Below are 26814 nucleotides of genomic sequence, written 5' to 3'. Positions count from 1 at the left end.
GTAAGCGATAGACGAAAAATGCATTAGTGATATTCTGCATGCTTTAAGAAACTGCTTTAAGAAACATAGCGCACAAAGGGGAATCGCGTGACAGGTGTGGTGTATTGGTTGGACATGGCGGGTGTGATTGTTTTTGCGCTATCAGGCGTTATTCTCGCGTGCCGGTCTAAAATGGATCCGTTTGGCATGCTGGTGTTGGCAGCGGTCACCGGCATTGGTGGTGGCACGTTGCGTGATCTGGTGCTGGGCGTGCATCCTGTTTTTTGGGTGACGGATCCGACTTACTTATGGGTTATCCTGGCAACGGTGGGCCTTTCGCTGCTGGGTTTCCACTATATTCATCGCTTGTCGCGAAGATTTTTGCCTATTGCGGATGCCTTTGGCCTTGCCTTGTTTACGGTTATCGGCACCCATAAGGCGCTGTTGCTGGGAACCTCCGGCGTGGTGGCGGTATTGATGGGCATGATGACCGGTGTCGCCGGCGGAATGATCCGCGACATGCTGGCTCAGCGCGTACCGATGGTGCTGCGCGAAGAGATCTATGCTACCGCTGCCATGGCGGGCGGCACGGTCTATGTCGCGCTGAAAACCTTGAATATGTCGCTGAGCGTTAGTATCGCCACGGCCTTGACGGTTACGCTGGGACTTCGGTTAGCCGCGATTCGCTGGCACCTGGCGTTGCCGGTGTTTGCCTGGGTTACCGTGCCGCCAAAAGAGGCGGATTCAACCGTGCCGCTTTCGACGCCAGCGAAAGCCAAAGAGCGCGTCAGGATGATTCGGCGCCAGCGCAAACAGCGCTAATCAGGACGAGGGTAGCGAACCGCTTGCCGCCAGCGGTCAAACCAGCGCCGGGGTTGCAGTACATGCAGTCTGGGCTCGCTGTTAATAAGCTCTACGCCAATGCCAAGTGCACCAAGGCGGGCATAAAGTGCGCCGCTGGCGTTTTGCTCTTCAAGCGTGACATCTGAAAGCAGCAGTAGTGGTCCGCCGCTAAGTACCAGGTTGCTTAGTTGGATGCGGTCGCCATTAATGGCCAGTTCAGCGGTGCCATTAACGTTATGCACGTTGAGCAGTCTGCCCAGCCAGTCGCTTTCTCGGGCGCGGGCTAAAAACAGCCTGGCGAGCAAGCCGGTGTCCCGCATACCCAGCCGCAGTTGGGTGGTTAAGCGAATGGGATCACCCCAGGCAAGCTGTGCGTCATTCATTGAGAGTTGCACCCACCAGCCCGCATCCTGAGCGCCTTGTTCACTGATGCGGAATACATTTTCCAGACGTAAAAATGAGTCGTTAGCGGTAAACCGGCGCGTCTGTAAATCACCGTTAGTGAGATTCAAATAGAGTTCGATATCGCCACGTAATCGCTGATCGAGAAGGGCGAGATCGGCGCCAAAGGCGCGCAATGTCATGTTGCCTTGGGCATTCATTCCCTCCAGTAACCACTCGCTGGCAAGGCTTGCCTGGCCGCCAAGTAGGCGAAGCCCTGCGTCTTCAGGCAGGTAGCGGTTATAGCGGGTAAAGTCCGGCACTTCGGTAATCGGCAAGGCTATTCGGGTAACAAAGTAATCCGCCTCTGGCGATATGAATACTTTGCTAAGCTGGTCTGTCTGGGCGGTTAAGGCAAAGTGACGCCCCTCTACATGAGGTTGGTCATCACCGTTACGCTGTAGCGAAAAGCGCGGAATGCCCAGCGAAAGCTGCGCCTGTTCGGGGCTGTCGATTTGCGCGGTTAGCTCGCCGCGCCCGCTGGCCTGGTAGTCTAAAAACGCGACTTCCAGTTGGTTGGCATCTATACGCAGCCGAGTAGGTGCCAGCAGGCGCTTACCGCTAAAAGAGCCTTGGGCGAACAGCTGCCCGTTGCCAGACAGCGAAACGCCGTGATCTGTGGGTAAAAAAGCGTTCAGAAAACTCAAGCGCTGCACGCTGCCCTCTAGCTGAAACTGCCCACTGGGAATCTCGCCACGCCGCTGAAAGCGGCCTTCGCGAACCACTAAGATACTTTCCAAGCGCTCTTCGGGCTGTGTGTCATCAGCGACCTGCCAGCGTAAACGGCTACCACTGATATCAATGCTTGTGCCATCGGTAGCGGCCTCGCGTAGTTGCAGTGAAAGCTGCATATCGCTAGTGAACAGGGTGCTCTGCTCATCACGTTGCCAGCGGGTAGTGAGCGAATCGCCGGTTAAGGTGAGCGCTCCGCTAAGCTGTTCAGGGGTAATATGGAGCGTTCCATTACTTTGCGCTTGGCCGCTGACCAGGTTAAACGGAGCCGGGTCCGGCAGGTAGGTGGCAATATACGGTTGCAGGGCGCTAATGCTGGCCATGCGGGCATCCTGCCAGTGAAGTGTCGCGGTGGCGTGGCTGCGGGCTAATACGGGTTCGATAGGACTTTGTGCTACCAGGTCAAGTGTCGCGTCGTTAAGCAGTGTTTGGTCAGCGTGGGAGAGTGTTGCCTGGGAGAAACCAAGTGTCGCGTCCACCATCGAGGCGTCCTTTAGCTCAGCGTTAAGTATGCCTTGCCCTTGAGCGGTCATATCCAGTGCGTTGACCGCGATTGCGTCTGCCTCGACCCGCAAATGGGCGCTATGGGCGTGAGTGTCGCGAACGCTAACCCTGGCCTCTAAACGGCCATTGCCGGATAAGCGAATGCCCTGACCCTCCAGCGTATTGGCGAGGTAGCGGTCCATCATGTCCAGCCGGGTAATGGTGCCTTCAAGCGCTAGCTCAGCATCCGTGGGTGGAGTTAGTTGGTCCAAGCGCTGGTTGGCCATATCGCTTTTAAGGCTTAAGGCGGTATTTACCGCATAGGGCTGTGTATCTGCCAGCGTGACATCTTGTAGGCGAGTCTCAAAATCAATATGGTGATCGGCTACGCGTAGCTGGACGCTTCCTCTACCGGTTGCTGTGTGACGTGGAGGAGGTGCATCTGCCTCTCTCCAAGTCGTTGGTTGATCGTGCTCTAAAAGCGTTCGCTCATCCAGCGTTAAACGTAATTCAGGTGCCTTCAAAGTAAGCAGGCTACCTGGTTTAAGTGTGCCTGAGGCAAGTTCAATATGGCCCTCCAGTGCGCCGCGGCCGTCCAGGAAAAGCCACGGAATGGCCTCCAGGTAGGGCATGAATACATTCCAGGCATCTGCCTGCGCCTTAATATCAAGTGTTGCGGAAAGTGCCGCTAGCAGTTCAGGGTTAAGTGCACCCGTGGCCGGGTCCGTGGGCGTGATCTCATCAAGCGTTGCGGTGGCTTCAAGGGTTATGGCGTTAACCAGTGTGGCGTGGTCACTTGGGCGTATCAGGCGGCCTTCTGTGATTGCCAAGTTCACATGGGGTATGGCCAGGTTTTCACGGCTAAGGGTTGTATCAGCCACTTCTAGCGTGCCCTGCGCTTCAAGGGCGATATCACCCACCGTTAAGCGGCGGATTCCTTCGGCCTCTAATACCTTGATATGTAACTCGCCGCGCAGCAGCGACCATAACGAGAGTGTGAGCGTGGCATGCTCGGCCTCAATTGCCATCGGTAGCGCATCGTCTTCACGGGCAAGATAAAGGTTGTCTACTTCCCAGCGTCCAGGGTGGCGGCTAGTTCCTTGGCTCCAGCGAACCTCAATACCTTCAAACTGAGAAATTCTTTCCGGTAACCACTGACTATTCAGCAACCAGTAGCTGCCCACCAGCCAAACCGTTATGATAAACAGGCTACTGATCAAGGTAGCCAATACAACGCGGGATAAGCGCTTTTTAGTAATGTTCGTGTTTGACATACTCGCTTCCTGGCAGGTGACTCCTGTTGGCGCGTGTTTTATGGCATTATGCGCGACGCTGGATAGTTATGGGTTTTCGATTTCAACGCTAGGCAGGCAGCAAACGCCATGTTCAAGGATTTTTACGCGCAACACGGAGAGTATGTAGTGGTCTCCGCCGAGCAGGCCAGCCGTTTCGCTAAAGGCGTGGCAGGTGATTACAACCCGATCCATAATCCGGGTGCGCGACGTTTCTGCGTGCCTGGTGACCTGTTGTTTACGCTAATACTGGTAAAGTTCGGGCTGTCGCGGCAAATGGAATTTCGCTTCACCAATATGGTAAGTGCTGATACGCCACTGCTCTTTAGTGAAGCAGAAAATGGTGAGCTTCACGTAAGTGATGAGAGTGGAAAATGTTATTTACAGGTGGTTCGTGATGGCGAGACGACCCACGATAGCGCTGCTATTGAAGCATTTGCTCGTTGCTATGTGGCGTTCTCAGGCAAAAATTTCCCGCATTATTTAAAACCGCTAATGGAAAAGCATGGGGTAATGTTTAACCCTAAACGCCCTTTGGTTATCTACGATAGCATGGGGTTTTCATTAGAGCGTTTGGATGGGTTTACACCAGGCCTTGCCTTAACGCGCTCATCGCTTGATGTGCAGGGGAAGCGAGCAGACGCATTGCTTGAGTTTTCCATTGAATCGAAGGGCGTTGCAATCGGTGTCGGCTCTAAAAAGCTGGTGGTCAGTGGCCTTTGTCATTATGACGCCGCTGAAATGGCCGCCATTGTTGATGAGTTTTACCGGCTTAAAGCTGCCTACGAAGCTGCCTGAGTTGTTTCTGCAGTGCTGGTCCAGCAGGACTGGTTGAAATACGATTCTTGCAGGACATTTTTGCAGCACGTTGAAGTATTTCAAAAGGCCACCCGTTAATAGCGGGTGGCCTTTACGTATGGGTATCAGGCGGGGTGTTGCTCTACAGTGAGTTCTGGCTGACTGATGGTCAAACCTACCGTGGTAATGCGCCCATCAAGTACGCCTTGAACGGAGAGGGTCACGTTTTCCAACGCTATTGAGTCACCTATGCGTGGTTCGTCCGTCAATCGCTCACGCAGAAGCGCGTCTAATGTGCAGTGCATATCACGGTCTAGCGTAATGCCATAGGAGTTAAATACTTCGTCGACGTTGGTGTTGCCTTTCAGATGCAATATTTGATTGGGGAGTTGGTAGTGGTCGACCGTGGCTCCCTCCGCAAAAATACAGTCAACAAACGGCAGAACCTGTGGACGCAGCACGACAAACAAGTGATCGCCTGGCTGTAATTGGGTGGACCCACGCGGTGGGATAACGTCTTTGCCACGGGTGATCATGGCCACCACTGTGCCGTCAGGCAGTGCGAGTTGCGATAAACGACGGTTGGCTGCACGAGTAAAGTCACCTAGCCGATATTCCACAATGTCGGCGTCAACGTCCTCCAATGAGGTAATCTCCAGGCTGGCGGCAGGCACAACAGGCGGTGCTTCGGTAAGTTTCAGTTTACGCGCCAGGTAGGGCAGCGTAGTGCCTTGAATAGTGGCAGAAATTAATACCACGAAGAACACCACGTTGAAGATAAGTTCAGCGCCTTCCAGGCCGAAAATCAGTGGGAAAATAGCTAAAATAATGGGCACTGATCCACGCAGACCTACCCAGGCAACCAGCCCGGTTTCGCGGTTCGTAAAACCGAACATTTTAAGAATGGGAGTGACGGCGAGTGGGCGAGCCACCAAGGTTAATATAGCCGCAATCATCAGGCCTTCCAGCCATACATCCAGTAGGGAAACAGGATTAATCAGCAGCCCAAGCACCACGAACATGACGATCTGACTCATCCACGCTAATCCGTCATGAAACAAAAACGTGCTGCGCTGAAAGGCAATCGGGCGATTGCCGATCATGACGCCTGCAATAAAAATCGCCAGGAAGCCACTGCCTCCAAGGTTCGCAGCAACGCCAAAGGCGAAGAGCCCACATGCCGCAACTAGAACGGGATAAAGGCCCGATGTGACCAGATGAATACGGTTAATAAGTTGAACGGCTGCCCAGCCGACCAGCAAGCCGACGGCGCCACCTACCCCGATTTGCAGGATAAAGAGTTTTAACAAGCCCACTCCAAGGGGCATATCGTTAACCAGTACTTCAAGTAATCCAATGGTTAAGAAAATCGCCATCGGGTCGTTGGATGCGCTTTCAATTTCAAGCGTAGACTTGAGTCGTTGATTAATATGGATGCCAGCATTACGCAGTAATGAGAAAACCGCAGCGGCGTCGGTGGAGCCGACGATGGCGCCTAGTAATAAACCATCCAACAAGGGGAGCTTTAGAATATAAGCAGCAGCGACCCCGGTAATCATTGATGTGATCAAAACGCCGAGCGTGGCCAATAGCGAGGCTGGCTTCCACACCAGGCGGATTGAGGCGAGGGGCGTTTGTAAGCCGCCATCGAACAAAATCATTGCCAGTGCCAACGTGCCCAGCGCGTGTGCCAAACCAGGATTATTAAAGTCGATACCGCCAATGCCTGCTTCCCCCGCAAGCATACCGGTTCCTAAAAACAGTACGAGTACCGGCATACCCAAGCGAGCTGACAGCTTGCTTGAAATAATGCCGACCAGTAGCAGGATGGCTGCTAGTAAAATAAGTTGGTCCACCAGAAACATACGCACGATTCCTGAAATAACTTGATATGGCCAGACCTTTTAATAATAAATGCCTGGTGTCATGTACGTGGCAAAGAGGCGTTATGCACCTCTGTTAACTGTCGTTATTTGTTAAGCGTAGGGTGGTGCTCTGCAGGGAGGAAGGCCGCCTGGTAAGCCTGGGTTCGATGAGCCAAGGGTATTCAATACGCAGTGATAAACGGCAGGCGCAATACCAGGCCATCTTTCATGGGCGGGCAGAGCCACCCCGGTATCATTTTGAATTACTACCGGGTTTTGGCGTCGCTTGTCATGGTCCAGGCTAAGGCGATTAAGTGGGTTAGCCAGTACGATCAGCGGCTTGGCGTGGTCTTCCAGGGCTGAGTGATGAACTGGCTCAGCAGCCCGCGGCATCGCCTCGTGAGGAGCGGCGCACCACAGCAATAGCGCCAAGCTCCAGAGGCCCACTTGGCCGAGCCGGAGAGACGTCATAGCGGTGGGCATGTATTGCTGAGGCAAAGAGACATCTCCTGGGTGCGCCGTATTATCATCCCTTATTGGGAGGGGAGGTCAAGCGGTTAAACATGCGTTTGCACTGTCTTTGGCGTCTTGTCATCGCTAATCGGGATTGTCACTAACCGTTAGTTGACGTTTACGTTAACTTGCTGATATACCCTATTCTTGGCCCTGGGGCAGCTATAGAGACTGCCTCTGTTACAAACACAATCATAATCAGGAGCAAGCGTAATGGCCGTTCGCGAAATTCCCATGATCATTGATGGTCAAGCCGTCCTGTCTCAAAGCCAGGAGTGGCGTGATGTGGTTAATCCGGCGACCCAAAAGGTGGTTGCCCGGGTGCCTTTTTGCACGGCAGAAGAAGTAGAGCATGCGATTGCAAGCGCCCATCATGCGTTTAGAGAGTGGCGCAAGGTACCGCTTGGAAAGCGCATGCGTATTATGCTGGCGTTGCAGGCACTGATTCGTGACAACACCGATGAACTAGCCGCCTTAATCACCGAAGAGCATGGCAAAACGTTGCCAGATGCCAAAGGTGAAGTAGGGCGAGGTCTGGAGGTGGTCGAACACGCCTGCTCGATTACCTCGCTCCAGCTAGGAGAGGTGGCCGAGAACGCGGCAAGCGACGTCGATGTTTATACGCTACATCAGCCGCTAGGCGTAGGGGCCGGTATTACGGCCTTTAACTTCCCGATCATGCTGCCCTGTTTCATGTTTCCGCTGGCCATCGCGACAGGCAACACCTTTGTGTTGAAGCCTTCTGAGCAGGATCCCAGCTCGACCATGCGCTTGGTGGAGCTTGCCCATGAAGCCGGTGTGCCAGCTGGGGTGTTGAACGTGGTGCACGGTGGTCCTGAGGTTGCCAACCAGATTGTCGATCACCCAACGATTAAAGCGCTATCGTTTATTGGCTCAACCCACGTCGGCTCATTGCTTTACAAGCGGGCGGCAGATGCGGGTAAGCGTATGCAGGCGATGATGGGGGCGAAGAACCACTGTGTGGTTATGCCCGACGCAAATCGCAGCCAAGCCATCAACAATCTGCTGGGCTCAGCATTTGGCGCCGCAGGCCAGCGCTGTATGGCTAATTCGGTCGTGGTGCTGGTCGGTGAGGCGCGACAATGGATTGATGATATTGTGGATGCTGCAGGCCAGATGAAAGTGGGGCCTGGCACCCAACAGGATGCCGATTTAGGGCCGCTGGTATCGCCTGCCGCCAAGGAGCGTGTGTTAGGTCTTATCGAGACCGGTGAAAAGGAGGGCGCAACGTTATTGATTGATGGGCGTAACTGCCAGGTACACGGTTATCCGAAGGGCAATTTTGTGGGACCGACGTTATTTACCGATGTGACTGCGGAGATGACCATTTACCGTGAAGAGATATTTGGGCCGGTACTCTGCGTTGTCAACGTGGAAACACTCGACGAAGCGATTGCGTTTATTAATGCTAATCCTAACGGCAACGGCACGTCTATCTTCACGAATTCTGGCTGGGTGGCGCGGCGCTTTGAAACTGATATAGACGTGGGGCAGGTGGGTATCAACGTGCCAATCCCGGTGCCGGTTGCCTATTTCAGCTTCACTGGCTCACGTGCTTCAAAGCTCGGCGATTTAGGGCCAAATGGAAAACAGGCGATCGCCTTCTGGACGCAAACCAAAACGGTAACGGCACGCTGGTTTGAGCCTGAAAACGTTTCAAGCGGTATCAATAGTACTATTGCATTAAGCTGACGCTTACTTACTAAGCAGTCACTGGTTCTTGTGGGGGCCAGTGACGTTGTTGTACTCAAGGCTTAAAAATCATTCAGCAGGCTCAAGCTTTCTTCCAGTAGCTTTTCAATCGGCTTAAGTTGGCTTTCATGCAATACGAGTAGAGACGGCGCCTCTTTTGGCTGTCCGACAAGGGGCACTAAAAGGGCGAACTCACTCTCCTCTAGATGAAATTCATGAATTTCACGCGGGCCTAAGGCCGTTTGGCATTGGGAGCAGCGGTAGACATCGTCCTCGCCATACACCAACCGGTGATACATTTTAAAAAGCGTATAAAGTGCCAAGCCGCCTTCAAGCGCAGACCAGCGTTCGGGCGTTTTGGGTATATCGTCGGTGACCTCTTGCCCTTCGGCTTTGGCATCGGCGATCACATTTGCTAAAGGCATCGCCAAAATGGCAGGGTCTTCAGAGGGGAGCGGAGCGTTTTGCTTCGTGGCCTGGTCGAAGTCTTTCACCGCGCGCTTTACATCATCTAGCGTATTTAAAACGTAGTCAGCATGCTGTAAGTCGCCAGGCTCGCAGCTACCGTTCTCCCAGCCATGGATCACGCGTAGCGTCATGTCTCCTCGTGACATGGGGCGGGCCAGCAGCATATAAAGCATTACGCGAACGTGAAGCTGGCGCTCATCGGTATTGTTTTCAAACGCACGGTAGGGGTCAGCAAACAGAGTATTGAGCCGCCCTTGCGTATGCTCCTTGGCTTCGGTGTATGACATATTGGTTTCCTGTAAGCGCGTCGCTTATTCTCCTGTGCGACGCTTGTAACACTAATGTTTTATAACACTAATGGCGGTAAGCTACTTTTATTTTGTAATGCTTTGACTCAGTTTACAGCAGCTTTTGTTAGTCTAGACAACGTTGTAGCGAATGAATAGCAGAAGTAAGCCGTTTTCCTGTTAGCTATTTAGCGGCTAGGATACGGCGCGAGTAGCTGCTCATTTTGACGGTTAGCTCGCTTTACATCAGGATACGCTCTCAATTCACTGTCGCCAGGGGAGCCACATTACGTGGCTGAGAATGCTATGACGCAGACCCTGGAACCTGAACCGGTTAGTACCGGCGGAGGAAGTGCGACATGCCATACCTAACGTCAGCCGTGCTAGGCGCGGCGCTCTGTTGCTTTGCATTTTTAGGCCTTAAAGCCCGTGGGCGTAAAGGCTCATTGGATGACTTCGTAACCGCTCGTAATTCACAAACCAGCACCACGCTAGGGCTCTCTTTTGTTGCATCTGGTATGGGGGCCTGGATTTTGTTTGCACCGCCAGAAATTGGCGCTTTTATTGGCCCATTGGCCTTGGCAGGCTATGCCCTTGGCTCCTCACTGCCTTTTATCGTCCTTGGCTTTTATGGTCCGTCTATACGCCGGGCTCTCCCTGAGGGGCGGAGCATCGCTGAGTTTGCTGAGGCGTGCTATGGGCGCGGAGTGCGCCACTGGGTAACGCTGGTTTCCGTGGTGTATATGGCCTGCTTTTTAGCCGCTGAATTAACCGCTATTGGAGCGATCACCTCGCTGCTTTCTGATGTTCCGTCGAGCTGGGTGATTATTGGAGTAACGCTCACTACGTTGCTTTACACGGTAAGCGGTGGGCTGCGCGCAAGCCTGGCCACTGATCGTTGGCAGGCATGGTTGCTGCTTGCACTGTTAGTGGTGGTTTCCAGTGTCACCCTTTGGCACTTGCCTGCTATGCCGAGCAGTGCGGCATGGCCCTCTATCGCCACTTCTGATGCGCTTAGTGTGGCACTAACGCTTGTCATCGCGGTTACCGCAGCGAACTTGTTTCACCAGGGCTACTGGCAGCGGGTATGGGCGGCACGTGATGACCACAGTTTGGCCCGCGGGGCTTGGGTAGGAGGGGGCGCCACGGTCATGATCGTTATGGTGATTGGCGGTTTGGGTATGCTTGCTGCCATGAACGGTGTTCCGCTGGGCGAACCGCCCATGCCTTTTTTTGCACTGCTCAATAACGCGCCACCCTGGCTAGCTATAACGGCACTAGTGCTTGCCGTTACATTGGTGGCGTCCAGCGTAGATACGCTACAAAGCGGTATTGCCTCACTGATCGTGTCGCGCAGTGAACAGCCAAGCGTTTCTATCGCGCTCACACGCTGGATGACCGTTTTGCTTATGGTGCCTGTCGTGGTTGTCGCACTTCAGGGTGTGTCTGTTTTACGTCTTTTTTTAATCGCTGATTTAGTCTGCGCTGCAACCGTGGTGCCCGTGCTGCTGGGCTTATGGCGGCGCATGACGCCCCTTGCGGCTATCGGTGGCGGCATAGCGGGTCTATTGGGTGCGATCTTGCCTGGGTGGATGAGTCACGCCAGCATAAGCGAAGGGATAATGGCGGCAAGCTTTCCGAACAGTGTACCCACACTAGCGCCGTTTCTAGGTGCGTTGTTAGCTTCCACGGTGGTGAGCGTGTTATTAGCGTATTTAAGAAGCCCCTGGAACCAAGGACAGTTATGATTCGCAGTATTTTGACTACCCCTGATGGCGAAACCCATGAAGGGAACGAAGAGCTTTTTGTCACATGGCAGAATACCCCCGGCAGTCATATATGGATTGATATGCAGGGGGAATCAGCAGAATCTGCTGAGCGGCTACTGGGCAAATTTGAGTGTCACCCCATGGCTATTCAGGATGCCCATAAGGAGCGTGTACCACCCAAAATAGAAGAGTTTGATAACCACGCACTGATTATTTACCGCGGTATTTCATCTTTTGATGCCCAGCTAAACTTTGTTCCTCAGCAGGTCTGCTTTTTTATTGGTGAGTGCTTTCTAGTGACGCTACATCCAGGCGTTGCCATGAGCATTGAGCGGCTCTTTAAGGAGCAGGGTAAGACGTTATTAGCGAAATCACCGGAGCAGGTGGCGCTCAAGGTGATGTATATCTCTGCCGGGTACTACATCGATAGCCTGCTTGAATTTGAAGCGGAATTAAGCGATTTAGAAGATGAGTTACATGAAAATGGCAACGATGTATTAATGCGCAAAATTACCATGTACCGCTCCCGGCTGGTTAAGATGCGGCGCGTGTTTAATTATCATAAAGGGATTACCCAAGAGTTAACTGTCTACGACTATGAGCACGTCCCGCGTGAGGAAAGTGAAACGCTGCATGCCATTAACGATGTTGCCGAACGTTTTGAGCGGCTTTATACGCTTACTCAGATGTATTACGACATTTGCGGTGATTTAGTAGACGGTTACATATCAATCTCGTCGCACCAACTGAACATTACAATGCGCGTTCTAACGGTCATTACGGCGATTTTTGTTCCGTTAACGTTTGTTGCGGGTATCTACGGGATGAACTTTGACTACATGCCGGAGCTGCACTATCGCTATGGCTACTTCTTCATTTTAGGCATGATGGCAGGAATCGGTGGCGTGCTGATTTGGGTGTTCAGGCGAAAGGGCTGGTTCTAATTCAGCAGGCTTTTAAGGGGTAGCAAGAGTTTGCTATGGTCGGCTAGTCTTATTCCTTTGTATCAAGGAGCCTGACAATGCCTGAATCTACCACCGTTTCTTCTACGATGGCTGCCATGCTCTTGGTCGGGCATGGTGGCGTCGAACAACTGCATTACCGTGAAGATGTCAACACGCCGTTACCCGGCCCAGGTGATGTTCTGGTCCAAGTGACGGCGACCGCGAAAAATAATACCGACCGTAAAGCGCGTGAAGGCCTGTATCCCACCAAAGAGAAAGGCGACGTGACGTCTTTTGCCATGGGCGGCACGCCCACCTTAACGTTTCCGCGTATTCAGGGGGCAGATGTGGCCGGGCGTATCGTAGCGGTAGGCGAAGGCGTGGATGCCGAGCGTATTGGCCAGCGTGGCCTGCTTGATTTCAATATTTATGCGGATGAGCGCCGGGATATCAATCTAACTCCCGACTACTACGGCCATGGGGCCGATGGCGGCTACGCTGAGTATATTGCGGTACCCGCAGACCAGTTCCACTCCATTGATAATCCCGAACTCCGCGACGCTGAGCTAGCCGCGATGGGCATGTGCTCCTATCAAACGGCGTACCATATGATGACCTCGGCACACATCAAGGCTGGCGAGCGCGTGTTGGTAAGCGGTGCCAGTGGCGGCGTAGGCACCGCGCTCATTCAGCTATGCCGTATTATCGGTGCCGTTCCTTATGCGGTCAGTCAGCCTGATAAAGCCGCTGCGCTGCAAGCGTTAGGCGCCGAAGCCGTTATTGACCGTGGCGACCTGCCGACCTTTGTTGAGCGCGTCTTAGAAGCCACTGGCGGAAAGCCAATTGATGCGGTGATGGACTTGGTCGGCGGCGAGATGACTGATCTGTTTATCGATACCATGATTGTTGATATGCAGCACCGCCAATCCTATCCGCGCCTTTCCATAGCAGGGGCCAGCGGCGGTAATCTCAGTGAGATCATGTGGACGCGTATTTACCTTTACCAGGTGCAGATATTTGGCGTTTCTCATGGTACTCGTGAAGAAGCCGAGCAGCTAATCGCCTGGATTCGTAGTGGTGAACTCAAGCCTGTTCTCCATGCGGCGTTCAAGCTTTCTGAACTGCATGACGCCGAGCGCTATTTTGTTAATCGGGGCAGCAATTATCTCGGCAAAATTGTCATTGTTCCGGATGCGCAGTGGGATACCCACGGCGCACCTTTTGCACTAACAAACGCTCAGGAGCAACGCCTTTGAAAAAGATCCATACGCTTCAATTAATGGATACTCATGCGGGTGGCGATGTCAGCCGAATCGTAACGGGTGGGATTGATGCTCTGCCGGGCGCCACGGTGCGTGAGCAAATGGAGTACCTGCGCGATGATGCCGATGGCTTGCGTCGCTTGCTGCTGGAAGAGCCCTACGGTATTCCGGAGATGTCGGTGGACTTACTGGTGCCAGCGACGCACCCCGAGGCCGCTGCGGGTTATATCATTATGGAAGTCATGGGCTACCCGATCTATTCAGGCTCCAATACCTTGTGTACGGCAACCGCGGTGCTTGAGTGTGGGATTGTGCCTAAGCAGGAAGGCATTCAGCAGTTTTCGTTGGAGGCCCCGGCAGGCCTGGTACATATCGAGGCGCGTGTGCATAACGGCGTGGTCGAGTCGGTTACCTGTGAAGGTTTGCCCAGCTATATTGATACCTACCGCGATACCATCCAGGTGCCTGGTATCGGCACCGTGACGTACTCTGTCGCCTATAGCGGCGGCTTTTACGCGCTAGTGGATGCTGCCGAGCTTGGTTTTAAGCTTATTCGTGAGGAAGAGCAGGCGCTTTCGGCCTGTGCGCATAAAATTGTTGAGGCCTTGCAAGCTCAACGCGGCTTTTCCCACTACACGCTGGGTGATGTAGGTCCGCTGCCTTTCCTGCATTTTATGGGCCCCGAAGAGCAAGTGGGTGAAGGGTATGTACGCTCTCGTTCAACAACCTACGTTCATCCAGGTGTGATTTGTCGCAGTACTACCGGCACCGGCACCTCCGCCAGGCTCGCGTTAATGAACTACGAAGGTCGACTCAACATAGGGGATAAACTGGAAACGGTCTCGCTACGTGAAACCGGGTTTATTGGCACGTTTACAGGGACTCATCAGGAAGGCGCCTACCAGGTGGTTGAAAATACGATTACCGGGCGCAGCTATGTGCTGGCTCAGTCGGATATCGTGATCAACTGTGATGACCCTCTGGTTTCCTGCGGTGAGCTGCACCATATTTTGAGCGACCGCCACTCTGTTAACCACTAATCTGTTAATCAATACCCTGTTAATCACTGCTCTGTTAATCACTGCTCTGTTACGTCGGGTGGCTAATCTCGGCTAACGCGATATAGCCCTGCGCTTCCAGGCGCTCCCAGACCGGGGCTTTTTCGGCCTCGGTCATTTGGCCCCAATAGGCAATTTCATCCAACGTACGGCCACAGCCTTGGCACGTATTTGTCGTGTCTAGCTGGCAGTGCTGGATGCAAGGAGAGAGCGGTCGGGAAACGGTGGTCATGCGCAATTCACTTGACTCAATAGCGCTTACGCAGAGGAAACTTTACCACGTAGCGATTTGATTTTTCCTTTGCGGGTCTTATGGTCAACGCGACGTCGTTGGGAGCCTTTGGTGGGTTTTGTCGGGCGGCGTACCTTTTGCTGCCGAGTCGCGCTGATGATCAATTCTTTCAGGCGAGCAAGGGCATCTTCTTTATTAAGCTCCAGCGTGCGATAACTTTGCGCCTTGATAATCACCACACCCTCTTTACTGATGCGTTGATCATTGAGTGCTATCAAACGTTCTTTATAAAACGGCGGCAGGGTAGAGCGTGAAATATCAAAGCGCAGATGTACCGCTGACGCCACTTTGTTGACGTTCTGACCGCCTGCACCCTGAGCGCGAATTTGGCTAATATCAATTTCCCAGTCGGCCAAGGCAACATGGTTGGAAATAGTGAGCATCAAGTCCTCTGTGTCACAGGTGAGTAATAAGGCTAGCACACTTGACACAGAGGTGGTCGCAGCGACGGGATTTAAGAGGTGAGATTAGTGACCGGCTCACCGTTGCTAAATGCGACGACATTCGCAAACGCGTCACCAAAGTAGAGCTCGTAGCTATCTTTTTCGACATAACCCAAGTGAGGCGTCGCCACGCAGTTGGGCAGGGTGAGCAGAGGATCGTCGCAGGTCGGCTCGCTATCGAAAACATCAACCGCCGCGCGTCCTGGCCTGCCTGCTTCGAGGGCGCTAACTAATGCACCTGATGCAATTAACGGTGCGCGACTAGTGTTTACCAGAAGCGCTGTGGGTTTCATGCAGGCCAAATGGTCAGCGGTCACAATACCCCGCGTTTCATCGTTTAGGCGCAGATGTAGGCTAAGCACATCGGCACGTTTAAAAAGATCCTGCTGGCTCTCGGCAACCGTTAACCCGGCGTCCATGGCTCGAGCTCTGGTGCCTTCACGCCCCCATACCAGCACGTTCATTTCAAATGCCTGCGCGTAACGGGCCACCAGGCTACCAATTTTGCCCAAGCCAAAAATCCCCATTGTGCGGCCTTTTAGCCCGGTGCCCAGGGTTCGCTGCCAGCGGCCAGCTTTAAGGTTCTCTACTTCTTCAGGCAGGTGGCGCATGCCGCAAAGTACCAATCCCCAGGTTAATTCGGCCGCCGCGTGCGGCGAGCCTTTACCTGTCATAACGGTAACGCCGTGGCGCTGACACGCTTTTAGGTCGACATGGGCCGCACCGCCCCCAGTTTGGCTAATCACTTTTAAATTGGGTAAGCGTTCAAGCAGCTCTGCAGTGATAGGGGTACGTTCACGAATTAACACAAGCGCATCCGCGTGATAAAACCGTGCCACCAACGCCTCAAAATCGGTCAGCGTATCGTGATAAATAGTTACGTTGTGCCCGTTGAGCATTGCATAGGCATCCAAATGGCGTACACAGTCCTGGTAATCATCAGGTATCACGATATTCATTGATTCGTTCCTTTTCTCTAAGTATGTAGCAACCCTAAAAGGCCTTACGCTAAAGCGAGGCTGAAACAACGTGATACTCCGCTCTTGCTTGGTAATCAATAGGCAGCGAACGTGCGATTATAGTTAAGCCGCTTGTTGCCGATATTAAGTCCTGTAGGCTTCTGTATCACGTAATTTCAAAAGGAAAACACACCTTAACTGACGGTTTTTTTTAGAAAATAAATGCCCGGTTTTGGTTGTAACGGTTATCCTTGACCGCCTGGCTAGTGGTACTTTTTCACCAAAAGTAGACGCTCCTGCATGACTTCTGACACAAGCGAACACGCACAATGAAAAAGACGTTAAGTATACGTACCATGCTCATCAGCCTCTTTATTGTGGCCATGTTGGGCGCGGTTGCGCTTGCCGTGACCGGCTGGTTTACCAACCAGCGGCTAATCAACGTTCAACACACTATTACCGACGATGTACTGCCTCTTCAGGATGCCAGTCGTCGTTTGGTGCTCACCGTGGCGGCCTTCGGCCAGCGTCATAACGAACTGCTCGCTGCAGAAAGCGCGTCTGACCTGGATAGCATTGTCACGGAAGAGACACTTAATCAGCGCTTTCTGGAAGCTCGTCGGGGATTAGGAGAAGAGGGGCTCCAAGGGCAACTGGAAAACCTGAACAATGAGTACGATGCGTTACGTGTGGGTGACGCAGCGCTTGAAGCGGCCCGCCAGACGGAGCTTGGCCTAAAAGCAGACACGGCCACTACGTTGACGCAAATGGAGACGTTAATCAGTAATGCCATGAGCAGTGCTGAAGAAGTGGCCAACGTCTCAGTGATTAACCAGCAGCGCTACCAGAGCGAGCAGCGTGAGTTAATGGAAGCGTGGCGTGAAGATGGCATGACCACGTTACCCACAACGGTGCTGGATAGCCTGGTGGTTGAAGGCACGGATATCAGCCGTTACAGCGCGAATGTCAGCACTGCGTTGGCATTGCTGGCGGGTTATGGCCATCAAATGGTGCAGGCCACAAATGCCGAAGCGCTGTCTACGCTGCGCCAGAACGCTATCGAACCCCAGTTCACTCAGATGCGTGACTGGTTAACGGCGATTAACGATGCACCTGATTCAGAAAGAAGCCAGGTAGCGATGGTCAATGCCTTGAGAGAGGATATTAATCGACTGGAAAGCGTGATGATCACTGACGCCTTGTCTGTTTACCGGCTCCGTGAACAGCAGCTGGAATTAGGTCGCCAGGTTCAGGAGGCGCTAGTGAGCGTGGCAAGCGCTATGGCACAAATAGAGCAGACGCTGAGCGACGTAGAGCGATATGCGGCGGCGCAGGCGGACAATGCGGTTGACCAGGCAGAAACACTGGCCGCCGCCGGGCTCACTTTACTGATCACTGTCACGTTAGGCGTTGTCGCTCTGCTGGCGATTTTTGGCTGGCGTACGCTGGTACGTGTACTTGGCCCGCTGGTGGCCATGCGCCGGCAAATGGAGAACATTAGTGGCGTAGGTGGCGAAAATACCAATCTGTCACAACGTCTTGATCTACAGCGAGACGATGAAGTCGGCCAAACTGCCCAAGCGTTCAACCGTATGATGGACACGTTTGAAGGTATGGTTGCCCAGGTGCGTGAAAGCGCTGAGGCGATTGCCGAAAGCAGCCGACAAATTGCTTCGGGTAATGAGAACCTGTCACAACGCACGGATCAGCAGTCCGCCTCGCTAGCCGAAACGGCTTCCAGTCTTGAGCAAATCACCTCTACCGTGAAGCAGACAGCCGACTATGCGGATCAGGCAAAAGGTGCCAGTGGAGGTGTCGATCAGCGGGCACGCTCGGCGGGGGATGTCGCCAAACGTACAACGGCGGCGATGGGGGATATACGTGAAGCGAGTGAGAAAATCACCTCGATCATTAAAGCCATTGATGATATTGCCTTCCAAACCAACTTGCTGGCGCTAAACGCCTCTGTTGAGGCCGCTCGTGCAGGGGAGCAGGGGCGTGGTTTTGCCGTGGTCGCCCAGGAAGTGCGTAAACTTGCCGGTCGCAGTGCCGATGAGGCAGCGCAAATTCGTCACTTGGTGGCTGACAGCGTGGCCAAAGTCAGTGAAGGCGAGCAACTGGTTAATGCGTCCAGCACGCACCTTCAAGAAATCATCGATAGCTTGTCAGAAGTCACTCGCTACGTGACAGAAATTGCCGATGCCACGCAGGAGCAGTCGACGGGTATAGAGCAGATTAATCAGGCGATTTCGCAGCTGGATCAGGTAACCCACCAAAATGTCCGCTTGGTTCAGGATGCTTCAAGCGCAAGCCACGAACTTGATGCGCGAGCTGGCGATATGCATCTGCTGGTGAGCCGATTCCAGGTGAGCGGTGACGCGGGGCAGCAAGTACGTTCATTGCCTTATAAAGAGGTGCCTGCACGACTGACCTAGCGTCATCGTATTGCCTGTTAACAGCGAATGCATCTACGGTGCATTCGCTGTTTTACGTTTCGGGGGTTGATTGCTTCAGGCCGTGACTACACTGATTGATAAACAGCCCATGAACGTGCATAACCAGAGCGGCAGCAAGGCGATACGCTGTAACACGCCTGCCTTGAAAGACAAGGAGTTCACGCTCTTGAACGGTAAGGAACATACGAGTGATTTGGTGCATTGAGCCTGAACATCACATATTAACCCTTGAAGCGCCTATTGGCGTCATTGCCGACACGCATGGGTTGCTACGCGAGGAAGCACACTCTTGCCTGGAAGGTTGTGGGCTGGTTTTGCATTTAGGCGATGTCGGCCAAAAGCCTGAGGACAAGGTAATCCTTGATCGCCTTGAACAAATAGCCCCGCTGCTGGTGGTTAAAGGCAACATCGATACTGCCTCTTGGGCGGCGTCATTGCCGCTCACTCAGTCGCTTACCGTGAATGGTTGGCGGTTACACTTGGTACATCGCTTTGTTGATTTTAATGCAGCGACGCCCTGTGATGTGATATTGCACGGCCACTCTCATAAGCCCCGCAATGAATGGCAGGAGGATCGTCTGTTATTTAATCCTGGTGCGGCGGGCAAGCGCCGATTTAAGCTTCCCCTTACCCTTGGCAAATTATGGCTTGAAGAGCGCCACATAAAGCGTGCCATTATGCATCTGCCGGTTTGACCGCGTGTTTTCGCTATAAAAAAATCAGTGTAGTAATGGCGTACTACCGCTATCGAAAACGTGCTTGCTAGGCTTGTTTGGCACACGCAGCGTGTGCGCAACGACAAAACAAGAAGGAGTACGGAGATGACCAGCAAGCGCATTCTGATGATTACCGGCGACTTTACTGAAGATTACGAGACCATGGTGCCTTTCCAGGCATTGATGGCTGTTGGTCATCAGGTTGATGCCGTTTGCCCTGGCAAGGCATCGGGCGACACCGTGGCGACGGCGATTCATGATTTCGAAGGTGATCAAACCTATTCTGAAAAACCTGGCCACCGCTTTGCGCTCAATGCCGATTTTGAGCGTATTGATCCCGCTGATTATGATGCACTGGTGGTGCCCGGCGGGCGTGCCCCGGAATACCTACGCTTGAATCAGGATGTGTTGGCGATGGTTCGGCACTTTTTTGAAGCCAATAAGCCTGTTGCTGCGATTTGCCACGGCGCGCAATTGCTAGCCGCTGCAAACGTGCTCAAAGGCAGGCAGTGTTCGGCATACCCGGCTTGCCAGCCAGAAGTTGAGTTGGCAGGCGGACATTTCGCCAGCATTGAGGTAAGTGAAGCGGTAACCGATGGCAATCTGGTGACGGCGCCCGCTTGGCCTGCCCACCCAGCTTGGCTTGCTCAATTTATGGCACTGCTAAACCAGTGAGCGCTGGGCCGTTAGCATCATCATACAAAGCAAAGCTTACGCGCCTAACTGACATGCACCTAACAGACATTAGGCGCGTAGCGTATTTGTCCACTATGCTAACGGCTTATCTGAACGTTAAGAGATCACACCCATGTGCAAACTCTTTATTCACGCCAATCCTGAATTATGGTCCAGTGCGACGCATTCACTGCGTATTGATGGCATGGTGACGAGCGTGCGAATGGAGCACTACTTCTGGCTCATTTTGGAAGAGATCGCCACGCGTGATGGTATGAATACGGCTCAACTGATTACTCGCCTGTATCATGAATCTATCGATGCCGGACACGACTTGGGCAACTTCACCTCGTTTTTACGCGTGTGTGCGCTACGCTATCAGGCGCTTCAACTAACGGGAGATATTCCCACTCAGCATGAGATACCGATTGCGACGCTGGATGCTGAGGAGATACTCGTGCGTGAAGGCCGCTCCCGGCACCGCCAGGTTCACTAATCACTGACCGTCTCAGCGTGATAGTGAGTAGCGATAAAGCCAGTACGTGAGACAGTAGGTGAGACAGTACGTGAGACAGACATTAACAGGGTTTTTATGACAGATGTTGCGACTGCCGTGCGCCAATTACTCACCACGGCACCCGAAAAAACATTACCGATCACCTATCAGCAAGTGGCTGCGGCGTTGGGTCTGACACCTCCACGTACTATTCAGCGGGTGGCTCAGGCGCTAGAGCAGCTTATGCGCGATGATGCTGCTGCCCATCAGCCGTTTATCGCCGCGCTGGTGGTAAGCCGCCGGGGCGATAATATGCCCGCTGCTGGTTTTTTTGAGCTGGCCGTAGCGCTGGGGCGCTTTCCCGATGACGCCACGCAACATGCCAAGGCGTATCGTCATGAATATCAGCAGGTATTGGCGTCGCGCTCAAACGCGTAACCTTACTTGGACGGCTTGCGTAACGGCTCCAGCAAGTCGCTTAACCCATTATGGTCAATTTCCTGCATTAGTTGCAGCAGTTGGCCAATCTCTCCCGATGGAAAACCTTCCCGCGCAAACCAGTTAAGGTAGGGCCCCGGCAAGTCGGCAATGAGCCAGCCCTGGTGTTTGCCAAACGGCATGGTGCGAGTTACCAGTTTTTCAAGGTCTTCAGGTCTCATGTCTTACTTTCCTTTGTGCGTGTCTATCGCATTGGTTTCCGAAAAGATCTAATTTTGCTAGACTTTAGTCGAAGTCAATACCCCCCTCGATGCCGGGCAATTATAGCTTCGGCAAGTTATTTCTGTATCGTCAGGATATGACATGCATAAACATTTACGTTTTTTACTCTGCACACCGCTTTTAGCGTTTGCAGCGATGCCCGTTGCGGCGGATGAGCCTGTTGATGTTGTATTAATTGGTGGCGGCATCATGAGCGCCACACTAGGTACCTATCTTCAAGAATTAGAACCCGACTGGGATATCCATCTTTACGAGCGCTTGGGCCAGGTTGCTGAAGAGAGTTCCAATGCCTGGAACAACGCAGGCAGCGGTCACTCTGCCTTCATGGAAATGAACTATACGCCGGGTGATGGCGACCACGTTGAAATTGAGCGTGCGGTTAACGTTACCGAGCAGTTTGAAATTTCCCGCCAGTTCTGGGCCCACCAGGTCGATCAGGGCATCCTGAGCGACCCGAAAGCCTTTATTAATTCGGTGCCGCATCATGCGCTGGTGTGGGGGGAAGACGATGTCGCTTTCCTGCGCGAACGCTACGCACGCATGACCGAAAACCCGCTTTATGAAGGCATGGAATACTCGGAAGATCGCCAGGAAATCGCTGAGTGGATGCCGCTGGTGATGGCTGGTCGTGATGAGAACACGCCGGTTGCCGCGACTCGTATGCAGATGGGTACGGAAGTTAACTACGGTGCGCAGACTCGCCAGATGGTCGAAGGCCTGGGCGATAGCGATAACTTCACGCTTTCGCTTAACAGTGAAGTGCGCGGTCTTGAGCGTAATGACGACGGTACCTGGCACGTGACGATCAGAAACCTGGAAAACGGTGATGAAACCACCATCGATTCCCGGTTTGTGTTCATTGGTGCGGGCGGTGCTGCGCTGCCGCTGCTTCAGGAATCCGGTATTCCGGAAGCGGACGCTTACGCCGGTTTCCCGGTGGGTGGCCAGTTCCTTTACACCACCAACCCTGAGGTTGTCGCCCAGCACCAGATCAAGGTGTATGGCAAAGCCGGTGAAGGTTCTCCGCCGATGTCGGTTCCGCACCTGGACTTCCGCAACCTGGATGGCGAGCCTGCGCTATTTTTTGGCCCATTTGCCACGTTCTCAAGCAAGTTCTTGAAAGAAGGCTCCTGGACCGACCTGTTTGGCTCCATAACATTTAACAATATCTGGCCGACAACCCAGGTGGGGTTGCATAACTTCAATCTGGTGAGCTACCTGGTGGGTCAGGTAATGATGTCCGATGACGACCGCTTTGAAGCGCTGCAGGACTTTTTCCCTGAAGCGAACAGCGATGACTGGAAGCTTTGGACCGCCGGTCAGCGGGTTCAAATCATCAAGAACGACCCTGAACATGGCGGCCTGCTGCAGTTTGGTACCGAAGTGGTAAGTGCTGAAGACGGCTCAATCGCTGCACTTCTGGGGGCTTCACCCGGTGCCTCAACCGCGCCGCCCATTATGCTGCATTTGCTGGAAAACGTGTTTGCTGAGCAAGTGCAAAGCGATGCGTGGCAGGAAAAGCTGACCGAAATCGTACCGTCTTACGGCCAGCGTCTTTCTGAAAATCCGGAGCTGCTGCGTGAAATGCGGGTATACACGGCAGAAGCGCTTAAGCTGAACGAGCCGATGAATGTTGCTGAAACAGACACAGACGTTCAAGCGGAAGTTGAAAACGCGCAGCCTGAATCAGAAGCCTCTGATGCCGGTGATGAGAGCAGCGTTGACGAAAACGCTGATGCACAAAGCGAAGAGCAGGACGCTGAAACAGAAGAAGTTGCTCTGTAAGATTTTGCCTGCTCACGCTTGAATGCACGGTTGTGTCATATCAAGTGCGCTTGAAAACGCCAGCCCCTTGTAAGGGGCTGGCGTTTTTTTGGTTTTATCCTAAGGATCGGTGGCTTCACAAATCAATTGGGTAAGGGCGCGGGCAGGGGCGCTTAATTGGCTGTTTGCGTGATGAATCAATCCTACATCCCGATGAAACGTATGTTCACCCAGCGGGATGGCGCGCACCGCTGGTGGCCAGGGCTGCAGGGCGGCTACCTCTGGCACCAGGGCAATGCCCACGCCGTTGGCCACCAATTGGATAATGGTATCCAGCTCGTCCACCTCACACAGCTCATGCACATGACAGTGCTGGGCGCGTAAAAAGCGGTCGACTTGGCGGCCGCCAAACGAGGTGCGGTCGTAACGCACAAAAGGCTCGCGGCTGAGCAGCTTGCGCCAATCATCGCCTTCCGTTAAGGCCGGGACGATTAGGCGGTAAGGTTCATGGGCTAGTGGTGTCCAGCGTAAATCGCTGTGCAGTGAGAAAGGCGGGCGAATAATGGCCGCCATATCAAGCTCGCCTGCATCCACCTGATTGACCAGCGCCATGGAGAGCCCCGGCAACACGCGGCTCCGGCAGTCGGGATAGGCTCGGTGAAAACGAGCCAAGGCACTGGGCAGTAGCGAGCGCTGAATGGAGGCAATAGCGCCTATGTTCACCGGTGTGCTGGCAGGCTTGTCGGTATTGGCTTCGCCAAGTGTCCGATAAAGGGCGAGTAGGGTATGCGCCTGTTGAAGAACGTCCTGGCCTTGCGCCGTTAATACCGCCGCACGCCCTTTTCGGGCAAACAGGGTAACGCCCAGCTGTGCTTCCAGCCGCTTCATCTGTGCGCTAACAGCCGCTTGCGTTAAGCCAATTTTCTGGCCTGCCGAGGCAAAGGTACCTTCTTGAGCGACGGCTGTTAGGGTTTTAAGCTCTCGTATCATTAATAAATAATATTTGTGAATTGGCGAAAAAGATATTGATTTTATTTTTATAAGGCTCGGCCTAGGATGACCATCGCGGGTTGGCACTTCGTGTCACTCATTACATAACGAGAGCGAGCAGGAGACCACTATGAGCCTTTCCCCCTTTCATTTGGCCATCCCGGTTTACGATGTAGCGCTAGCCCGGGCTTTTTACAACGACGTTTTTGGTCTGGAAGAAGGGCGCTCCAGTGACAACTGGGTCGACTTCAACTTTTTTGGTCACCAACTGGTAATTCACGGCCACCCTAAAACGCCCAGCCAAGAGAATGCCCATACCAACCCGGTAGATGGCCACGACGTACCGGTGCCGCATTTCGGCGTAATTTTAGAGTGGGATGAGTGGGAAGCACTTGCCGAGCGCTTGACGTCACGCAACACCGTCTTTGTGATTGAGCCTTACGTACGCTTTAAAGGTGAAGTGGGCGAGCAAGCCACCATGTTCCTGCTCGACCCCTGTGGCAACGCGCTAGAGTTCAAGGCGTTCAAGGACAAGAGCCAAATATTTGCAAAGTGAGCTTGCCAAGTAAGCGATAACTACCCTTGCAGCATCTGCTCTTGGCGGCGATGTTGCAGGGGAGATTCGCCAAAGTAGCGTTTATAGTCTCGGCTGAATTGCGGCACGCTACGATAGCCGACCGCCAATGCCGCCTGGTTGACATTATGGCCCTGCTGCGACAGAAGCTGCTGGGCTTTTATCAACCGCAGCCGCTTTAGGTACTGGGCAGGCGAGGCGCGAGTAATCTGCTTGAAATAGTGATGGAACGTCGAAACGCTCATACTGGCTCGCTGAGCCAGCTGTTCAACCGTAAACTCATCGGCGAAGTTTACGTGAAGCTTCGATAGCACCTGCACAATGCGTGAATAGTGCCCTTGGCCGTTCACCAGCGCCCTGAGTGCGGGCCCCTGTTCTCCTTTCAGCGCCTCGAAAACCACCTCACGGATGCGCGACACCCCCATGACCGCGCACTCTGTTTCGCATTTCAGCGTGTTTGCCAAGCGGGCAACAGCATGCTGCATACCTTCTGTCATGGCAACGGATGCCATGGGCTTGGGAGAAAGGGCGGGTGCGCCGGCATCGCCCATAGCCATGACCATCTCGCTTAACAGGGGCGGATCCAGCTTTACTGAAATACCCAGTAGTGGTGCTTCGGGTGAGCCATGAGTTTCACACTCAAACGGCAGCGGCAGGGTCTGTACCAGGTAGTGGCCGGGGTTGTAGTGAATTTCACGATCTCCCAGATAGCCCACTTTCCGGCCCAGAGCGATAACGGTCAAGCTGGGCTCGTACAGTAACGGAGTGCGAGCTTGATGGCGCCCCAAGCACAGCAGCGAGACGCCCGGTAGGTGCGTCTGAGTGATGCCGTCTGCCTGGGTTAGCGCTGCAATAGTGCGCGCCAAGGGCGGGTAGGTAGGAAACAACGAACTCATGGAGACCTGCCAGAAACGTGCAAAAATGGGTGGATTCGGATAATAGTGCCATAATATCGGTTTGTTTTTGTTATTTCATCACATTGATTTGGAGAAATAGGCAAAAAATACGGAGCTTCGCTCATCGTTATTGCGGTTTAATCGGCGAATAATGGTCAGGCGTCCTCACGGTTACGAGGATCACCGATTTAAGGAGTTTTATCTGATGAGCCAAGCTAAATCCTACGCTGCTTTTGCGGCGGATAAACCGTTAGCGCCTTTTTCATTCGAACGTCGTCAACCGCGTGCCGATGATGTCGCCATAGAAATTCTTTACTGCGGTGTTTGCCATAGCGACCTGCACTTTGCTCAGAACGATTGGGGCATGAGCCAATACCCGGTCGTGCCGGGGCATGAAATTGTAGGCCGAGTCACCTCGGTAGGCAGTCAGGTGAGCCGTTTTAAAGCAGGTAATTTGGTGGGCGTTGGCTGCATGGTTGATTCTTGCCGCACCTGTAGTGCCTGTAACGATGGCGTTGAACAGTACTGCCTGGAAGGGTCCATCATGACCTACGGTAGCGAAGATCGCCAGGACGGCACGATTACCCAGGGCGGCTATTCCGATAGCATCGTGGTGAGCGAACATTTCGTGTTGAGCATGCCTGATGGCATCGACCTTGCCTCTGCAGCCCCTATTTTGTGCGCAGGTATCACTACCTATTCGCCGCTTAAGCACTTTGGTATCGGCAAAGGACATAAGCTGGGCGTTATCGGTATGGGCGGTTTGGGCCATATGGCTGTGAAACTGGCCAAAGCACTTGGCGTAGAAGTGACCGTCTTTACCCGTTCCGATGCCAAAGTAGAAGAAGCCAGGCGTAACGGCGCCGACCATGTGGTGGTTTCAAACGACTCAGCACAGATGGAAGCCGTGGCTGAGAGCTTTGACTTCATGATGGATACCGTACCCGTTCAGCACGACCTAAATCCTTACCTAAAGGCGCTTAAATACGACGGTACGCATATTCTTGTTGGTTTGCTGGAGCCTATCGAGCCTCCTGTGGAAGCCTTCAATCTGGTATTCAAGCGTCGTGTCGTGGCAGGTTCTTTAATTGGTGGCATTGCTGAAACACAAGAACTTTTAACACTGTGTGCTGAGCAAAACATCACGTGTGATATCGAAGTGTTGGATATCAATAATATCAACGAAGGGTTTGAGCGCATGGCGAAAGGCGATGTGCGTTATCGTTTCGTGATTGATATGGCAACCCTTAAAAATACTGCTGCTTAAAAAAGCGTCGGTATTTACCCATCGTGGCCTAAGCCATGGTGGGTTTTTTATACCTTTTAGTTATACATAGGTCGATAGTGGCACATAAAGTACTTCAGCTTGGTTTACTCTTGCCGATA

General features: G+C 53.3%; 25 protein-coding genes and 1 riboswitch. Of the genes, 15 read left to right on the top strand and 10 right to left on the bottom strand.

The features are described 5' to 3' along the window. Positions 1 to 87: 87 nt before the first annotated feature. Positions 88 to 801 carry a trimeric intracellular cation channel family protein gene (locus ACT3T6_RS00580; RefSeq protein WP_193054798.1) on the top strand — a complete coding sequence of 238 codons (714 nt, stop codon included), beginning with the start codon at positions 88 to 90 and terminating at the stop codon, positions 799 to 801. On the opposite strand, the gene ACT3T6_RS00575 is transcribed toward ACT3T6_RS00580, so the two are convergent. Further along, positions 798 to 3752 carry a hypothetical protein gene (locus ACT3T6_RS00575; protein ID WP_193054799.1) on the bottom strand — a complete coding sequence of 985 codons (2955 nt, stop codon included), beginning with the start codon at positions 3750 to 3752 and terminating at the stop codon, positions 798 to 800. The genes ACT3T6_RS00580 and ACT3T6_RS00575 overlap by 4 nt on opposite strands. A gap of 108 nt (positions 3753 to 3860) precedes the next feature. Between ACT3T6_RS00575 and ACT3T6_RS00570 the strand changes: the two genes are divergently transcribed. Then, a complete protein-coding gene (locus ACT3T6_RS00570; protein WP_087106339.1) occupies positions 3861 to 4568 on the top strand; it encodes a DUF3581 family protein in 708 nt (235 codons plus the stop codon). Between the two features lie 125 nt (positions 4569 to 4693). On the opposite strand, the gene ACT3T6_RS00565 is transcribed toward ACT3T6_RS00570, so the two are convergent. Next, positions 4694 to 6433: a potassium/proton antiporter gene (locus tag ACT3T6_RS00565; protein ID WP_193054800.1), complete on the bottom strand. Its 1740-nt coding sequence runs from the start codon at positions 6431 to 6433 to the stop codon at positions 4694 to 4696. Positions 6434 to 6544: 111 nt separating this feature from the next. After that, positions 6545 to 6931 carry a hypothetical protein gene (locus ACT3T6_RS00560; protein ID WP_172117237.1) on the bottom strand — a complete coding sequence of 129 codons (387 nt, stop codon included), beginning with the start codon at positions 6929 to 6931 and terminating at the stop codon, positions 6545 to 6547. A gap of 228 nt (positions 6932 to 7159) precedes the next feature. On the opposite strand from ACT3T6_RS00560, the gene ACT3T6_RS00555 reads away from it, so the two are divergent. Next, positions 7160 to 8659, top strand: a complete 1500-nt coding sequence (locus ACT3T6_RS00555; RefSeq protein ID WP_193054801.1) for a CoA-acylating methylmalonate-semialdehyde dehydrogenase — start codon at positions 7160 to 7162, stop codon at positions 8657 to 8659. A gap of 62 nt (positions 8660 to 8721) precedes the next feature. On the opposite strand, the gene ACT3T6_RS00550 is transcribed toward ACT3T6_RS00555, so the two are convergent. Further along, positions 8722 to 9414 carry a hypothetical protein gene (locus tag ACT3T6_RS00550; protein ID WP_193054802.1) on the bottom strand — a complete coding sequence of 231 codons (693 nt, stop codon included), beginning with the start codon at positions 9412 to 9414 and terminating at the stop codon, positions 8722 to 8724. 265 nt (positions 9415 to 9679) lie between these two features. Beyond that, a riboswitch (TPP riboswitch) is annotated at positions 9680 to 9784 on the top strand. Here ACT3T6_RS00550 and ACT3T6_RS00545 point away from each other — a divergent pair. The 4 genes from ACT3T6_RS00545 to ACT3T6_RS00530 all read left to right on the top strand — a co-directional run bounded on the left by ACT3T6_RS00545 (position 9774) and on the right by ACT3T6_RS00530 (position 14429). Next, positions 9774 to 11162 carry a sodium:solute symporter gene (locus ACT3T6_RS00545; protein WP_193054803.1) on the top strand — a complete coding sequence of 463 codons (1389 nt, stop codon included), beginning with the start codon at positions 9774 to 9776 and terminating at the stop codon, positions 11160 to 11162. Its footprint overlaps the riboswitch before it by 11 nt. After that, positions 11159 to 12127, top strand: coding sequence for a magnesium/cobalt transporter CorA (corA, locus tag ACT3T6_RS00540; protein ID WP_193054804.1), 969 nt, complete (start codon positions 11159 to 11161; stop codon positions 12125 to 12127). The genes ACT3T6_RS00545 and corA overlap by 4 nt, the downstream gene beginning before the upstream one ends. Positions 12128 to 12204: 77 nt before the next feature. Beyond that, entirely contained in the window at positions 12205 to 13383 is a 1179-nt protein-coding gene (locus ACT3T6_RS00535) for a zinc-binding dehydrogenase (protein ID WP_193054805.1), read from the top strand. A gap of 23 nt (positions 13384 to 13406) precedes the next feature. Then, the gene (locus tag ACT3T6_RS00530) at positions 13407 to 14429 is read left to right on the top strand and encodes a proline racemase family protein (RefSeq protein WP_412767873.1); all 1023 of its coding nucleotides are present in this window, start codon (positions 13407 to 13409) and stop codon (positions 14427 to 14429) included. Between the two features lie 49 nt (positions 14430 to 14478). Here the strand turns inward: ACT3T6_RS00530 and ACT3T6_RS00525 are convergent, their stop codons facing one another. The 3 genes from ACT3T6_RS00525 to ACT3T6_RS00515 form a co-directional block, all read right to left on the bottom strand. After that, positions 14479 to 14679: a DUF1289 domain-containing protein gene (locus ACT3T6_RS00525; RefSeq protein WP_087106321.1), complete on the bottom strand. Its 201-nt coding sequence runs from the start codon at positions 14677 to 14679 to the stop codon at positions 14479 to 14481. 26 nt (positions 14680 to 14705) lie between these two features. Beyond that, positions 14706 to 15122 (bottom strand): alternative ribosome rescue aminoacyl-tRNA hydrolase ArfB, encoded by a 417-nt coding sequence (gene arfB / locus ACT3T6_RS00520; RefSeq protein WP_193054807.1) that lies wholly within the window; start codon positions 15120 to 15122, stop codon positions 14706 to 14708. Between the two features lie 71 nt (positions 15123 to 15193). Further along, positions 15194 to 16141 (bottom strand): D-2-hydroxyacid dehydrogenase family protein, encoded by a 948-nt coding sequence (locus tag ACT3T6_RS00515; protein WP_193054808.1) that lies wholly within the window; start codon positions 16139 to 16141, stop codon positions 15194 to 15196. 329 nt (positions 16142 to 16470) lie between these two features. Between ACT3T6_RS00515 and ACT3T6_RS00510 the strand changes: the two genes are divergently transcribed. From ACT3T6_RS00510 to ACT3T6_RS00490, 5 genes are all read left to right on the top strand, one after another. Next, complete coding sequence (locus tag ACT3T6_RS00510) at positions 16471 to 18576, top strand: methyl-accepting chemotaxis protein (RefSeq protein WP_193054809.1); 2106 nt, start codon at positions 16471 to 16473, stop codon at positions 18574 to 18576. A 209-nt stretch (positions 18577 to 18785) separates the two neighbouring features. Then, positions 18786 to 19292 carry a metallophosphoesterase family protein gene (locus ACT3T6_RS00505; RefSeq protein ID WP_193054810.1) on the top strand — a complete coding sequence of 169 codons (507 nt, stop codon included), beginning with the start codon at positions 18786 to 18788 and terminating at the stop codon, positions 19290 to 19292. A 126-nt stretch (positions 19293 to 19418) separates the two neighbouring features. After that, entirely contained in the window at positions 19419 to 19988 is a 570-nt protein-coding gene (locus ACT3T6_RS00500) for a DJ-1/PfpI family protein (protein WP_192527830.1), read from the top strand. A gap of 133 nt (positions 19989 to 20121) precedes the next feature. Further along, positions 20122 to 20484 (top strand): ribbon-helix-helix domain-containing protein, encoded by a 363-nt coding sequence (locus ACT3T6_RS00495; protein WP_193054811.1) that lies wholly within the window; start codon positions 20122 to 20124, stop codon positions 20482 to 20484. A 96-nt stretch (positions 20485 to 20580) separates the two neighbouring features. After that, on the top strand, positions 20581 to 20922 hold the full coding sequence (locus ACT3T6_RS00490) for a hypothetical protein (RefSeq protein ID WP_172117223.1): 342 nt from the start codon (positions 20581 to 20583) through the stop codon (positions 20920 to 20922). 2 nt (positions 20923 to 20924) lie between these two features. Here ACT3T6_RS00490 and ACT3T6_RS00485 read toward each other — a convergent pair whose 3' ends face one another. Then, positions 20925 to 21143 carry a DUF3820 family protein gene (locus ACT3T6_RS00485; RefSeq protein WP_172117222.1) on the bottom strand — a complete coding sequence of 73 codons (219 nt, stop codon included), beginning with the start codon at positions 21141 to 21143 and terminating at the stop codon, positions 20925 to 20927. Between the two features lie 142 nt (positions 21144 to 21285). On the opposite strand from ACT3T6_RS00485, the gene mqo reads away from it, so the two are divergent. Beyond that, positions 21286 to 22989 (top strand): malate dehydrogenase (quinone), encoded by a 1704-nt coding sequence (gene mqo, locus ACT3T6_RS00480; protein ID WP_193054812.1) that lies wholly within the window; start codon positions 21286 to 21288, stop codon positions 22987 to 22989. A gap of 99 nt (positions 22990 to 23088) precedes the next feature. Here mqo and ACT3T6_RS00475 read toward each other — a convergent pair whose 3' ends face one another. Continuing rightward, positions 23089 to 23958, bottom strand: coding sequence for a LysR substrate-binding domain-containing protein (locus ACT3T6_RS00475; RefSeq protein ID WP_193054813.1), 870 nt, complete (start codon positions 23956 to 23958; stop codon positions 23089 to 23091). Positions 23959 to 24088: 130 nt separating this feature from the next. Here ACT3T6_RS00475 and ACT3T6_RS00470 point away from each other — a divergent pair, with 130 nt between their 5' ends. Beyond that, positions 24089 to 24514 carry a VOC family protein gene (locus ACT3T6_RS00470; protein WP_087106298.1) on the top strand — a complete coding sequence of 142 codons (426 nt, stop codon included), beginning with the start codon at positions 24089 to 24091 and terminating at the stop codon, positions 24512 to 24514. A gap of 20 nt (positions 24515 to 24534) precedes the next feature. Here ACT3T6_RS00470 and ACT3T6_RS00465 read toward each other — a convergent pair whose 3' ends face one another. Continuing rightward, positions 24535 to 25428 (bottom strand): AraC family transcriptional regulator, encoded by an 894-nt coding sequence (locus ACT3T6_RS00465; protein WP_193054814.1) that lies wholly within the window; start codon positions 25426 to 25428, stop codon positions 24535 to 24537. 205 nt (positions 25429 to 25633) lie between these two features. On the opposite strand from ACT3T6_RS00465, the gene ACT3T6_RS00460 reads away from it, so the two are divergent. Further along, positions 25634 to 26695 carry an NAD(P)-dependent alcohol dehydrogenase gene (locus tag ACT3T6_RS00460; protein WP_193054815.1) on the top strand — a complete coding sequence of 354 codons (1062 nt, stop codon included), beginning with the start codon at positions 25634 to 25636 and terminating at the stop codon, positions 26693 to 26695. Positions 26696 to 26814: the final 119 nt, after the last annotated feature.

Origin of the sequence: Halomonas sp. 72 (genome assembly GCF_052379785.1) — a bacterium.
Taxonomy (GTDB): domain Bacteria; phylum Pseudomonadota; class Gammaproteobacteria; order Pseudomonadales; family Halomonadaceae; genus Vreelandella; species Vreelandella citrativorans.
This window is presented reverse-complemented; position numbering and strand designations above follow the sequence as displayed.

Coding starts and splice junctions, on each gene's coding strand:
- ACT3T6_RS00555 (WP_193054801.1), top strand. CDS start 7,160: ATGGCCGTTCGCGAAATTCCCATGATCATTGATGGTCAAGCCGTCCTG.
- ACT3T6_RS00500 (WP_192527830.1), top strand. CDS start 19,419: ATGACCAGCAAGCGCATTCTGATGATTACCGGCGACTTTACTGAAGAT.
- ACT3T6_RS00490 (WP_172117223.1), top strand. CDS start 20,581: ATGACAGATGTTGCGACTGCCGTGCGCCAATTACTCACCACGGCACCC.
- ACT3T6_RS00515 (WP_193054808.1), bottom strand. CDS start 16,141: ATGAATATCGTGATACCTGATGATTACCAGGACTGTGTACGCCATTTG.
- ACT3T6_RS00470 (WP_087106298.1), top strand. CDS start 24,089: ATGAGCCTTTCCCCCTTTCATTTGGCCATCCCGGTTTACGATGTAGCG.
- ACT3T6_RS00495 (WP_193054811.1), top strand. CDS start 20,122: ATGTGCAAACTCTTTATTCACGCCAATCCTGAATTATGGTCCAGTGCG.
- ACT3T6_RS00525 (WP_087106321.1), bottom strand. CDS start 14,679: ATGACCACCGTTTCCCGACCGCTCTCTCCTTGCATCCAGCACTGCCAG.
- ACT3T6_RS00570 (WP_087106339.1), top strand. CDS start 3,861: ATGTTCAAGGATTTTTACGCGCAACACGGAGAGTATGTAGTGGTCTCC.
- ACT3T6_RS00550 (WP_193054802.1), bottom strand. CDS start 9,414: ATGTCATACACCGAAGCCAAGGAGCATACGCAAGGGCGGCTCAATACT.
- ACT3T6_RS00545 (WP_193054803.1), top strand. CDS start 9,774: ATGCCATACCTAACGTCAGCCGTGCTAGGCGCGGCGCTCTGTTGCTTT.
- ACT3T6_RS00465 (WP_193054814.1), bottom strand. CDS start 25,428: ATGAGTTCGTTGTTTCCTACCTACCCGCCCTTGGCGCGCACTATTGCA.
- ACT3T6_RS00475 (WP_193054813.1), bottom strand. CDS start 23,958: ATGATACGAGAGCTTAAAACCCTAACAGCCGTCGCTCAAGAAGGTACC.
- ACT3T6_RS00535 (WP_193054805.1), top strand. CDS start 12,205: ATGCCTGAATCTACCACCGTTTCTTCTACGATGGCTGCCATGCTCTTG.
- ACT3T6_RS00530 (WP_412767873.1), top strand. CDS start 13,407: ATGGATACTCATGCGGGTGGCGATGTCAGCCGAATCGTAACGGGTGGG.
- ACT3T6_RS00460 (WP_193054815.1), top strand. CDS start 25,634: ATGAGCCAAGCTAAATCCTACGCTGCTTTTGCGGCGGATAAACCGTTA.
- arfB (WP_193054807.1), bottom strand. CDS start 15,122: ATGCTCACTATTTCCAACCATGTTGCCTTGGCCGACTGGGAAATTGAT.
- ACT3T6_RS00510 (WP_193054809.1), top strand. CDS start 16,471: ATGAAAAAGACGTTAAGTATACGTACCATGCTCATCAGCCTCTTTATT.
- corA (WP_193054804.1), top strand. CDS start 11,159: ATGATTCGCAGTATTTTGACTACCCCTGATGGCGAAACCCATGAAGGG.
- ACT3T6_RS00565 (WP_193054800.1), bottom strand. CDS start 6,433: ATGTTTCTGGTGGACCAACTTATTTTACTAGCAGCCATCCTGCTACTG.
- mqo (WP_193054812.1), top strand. CDS start 21,286: ATGCATAAACATTTACGTTTTTTACTCTGCACACCGCTTTTAGCGTTT.
- ACT3T6_RS00575 (WP_193054799.1), bottom strand. CDS start 3,752: ATGTCAAACACGAACATTACTAAAAAGCGCTTATCCCGCGTTGTATTG.
- ACT3T6_RS00485 (WP_172117222.1), bottom strand. CDS start 21,143: ATGAGACCTGAAGACCTTGAAAAACTGGTAACTCGCACCATGCCGTTT.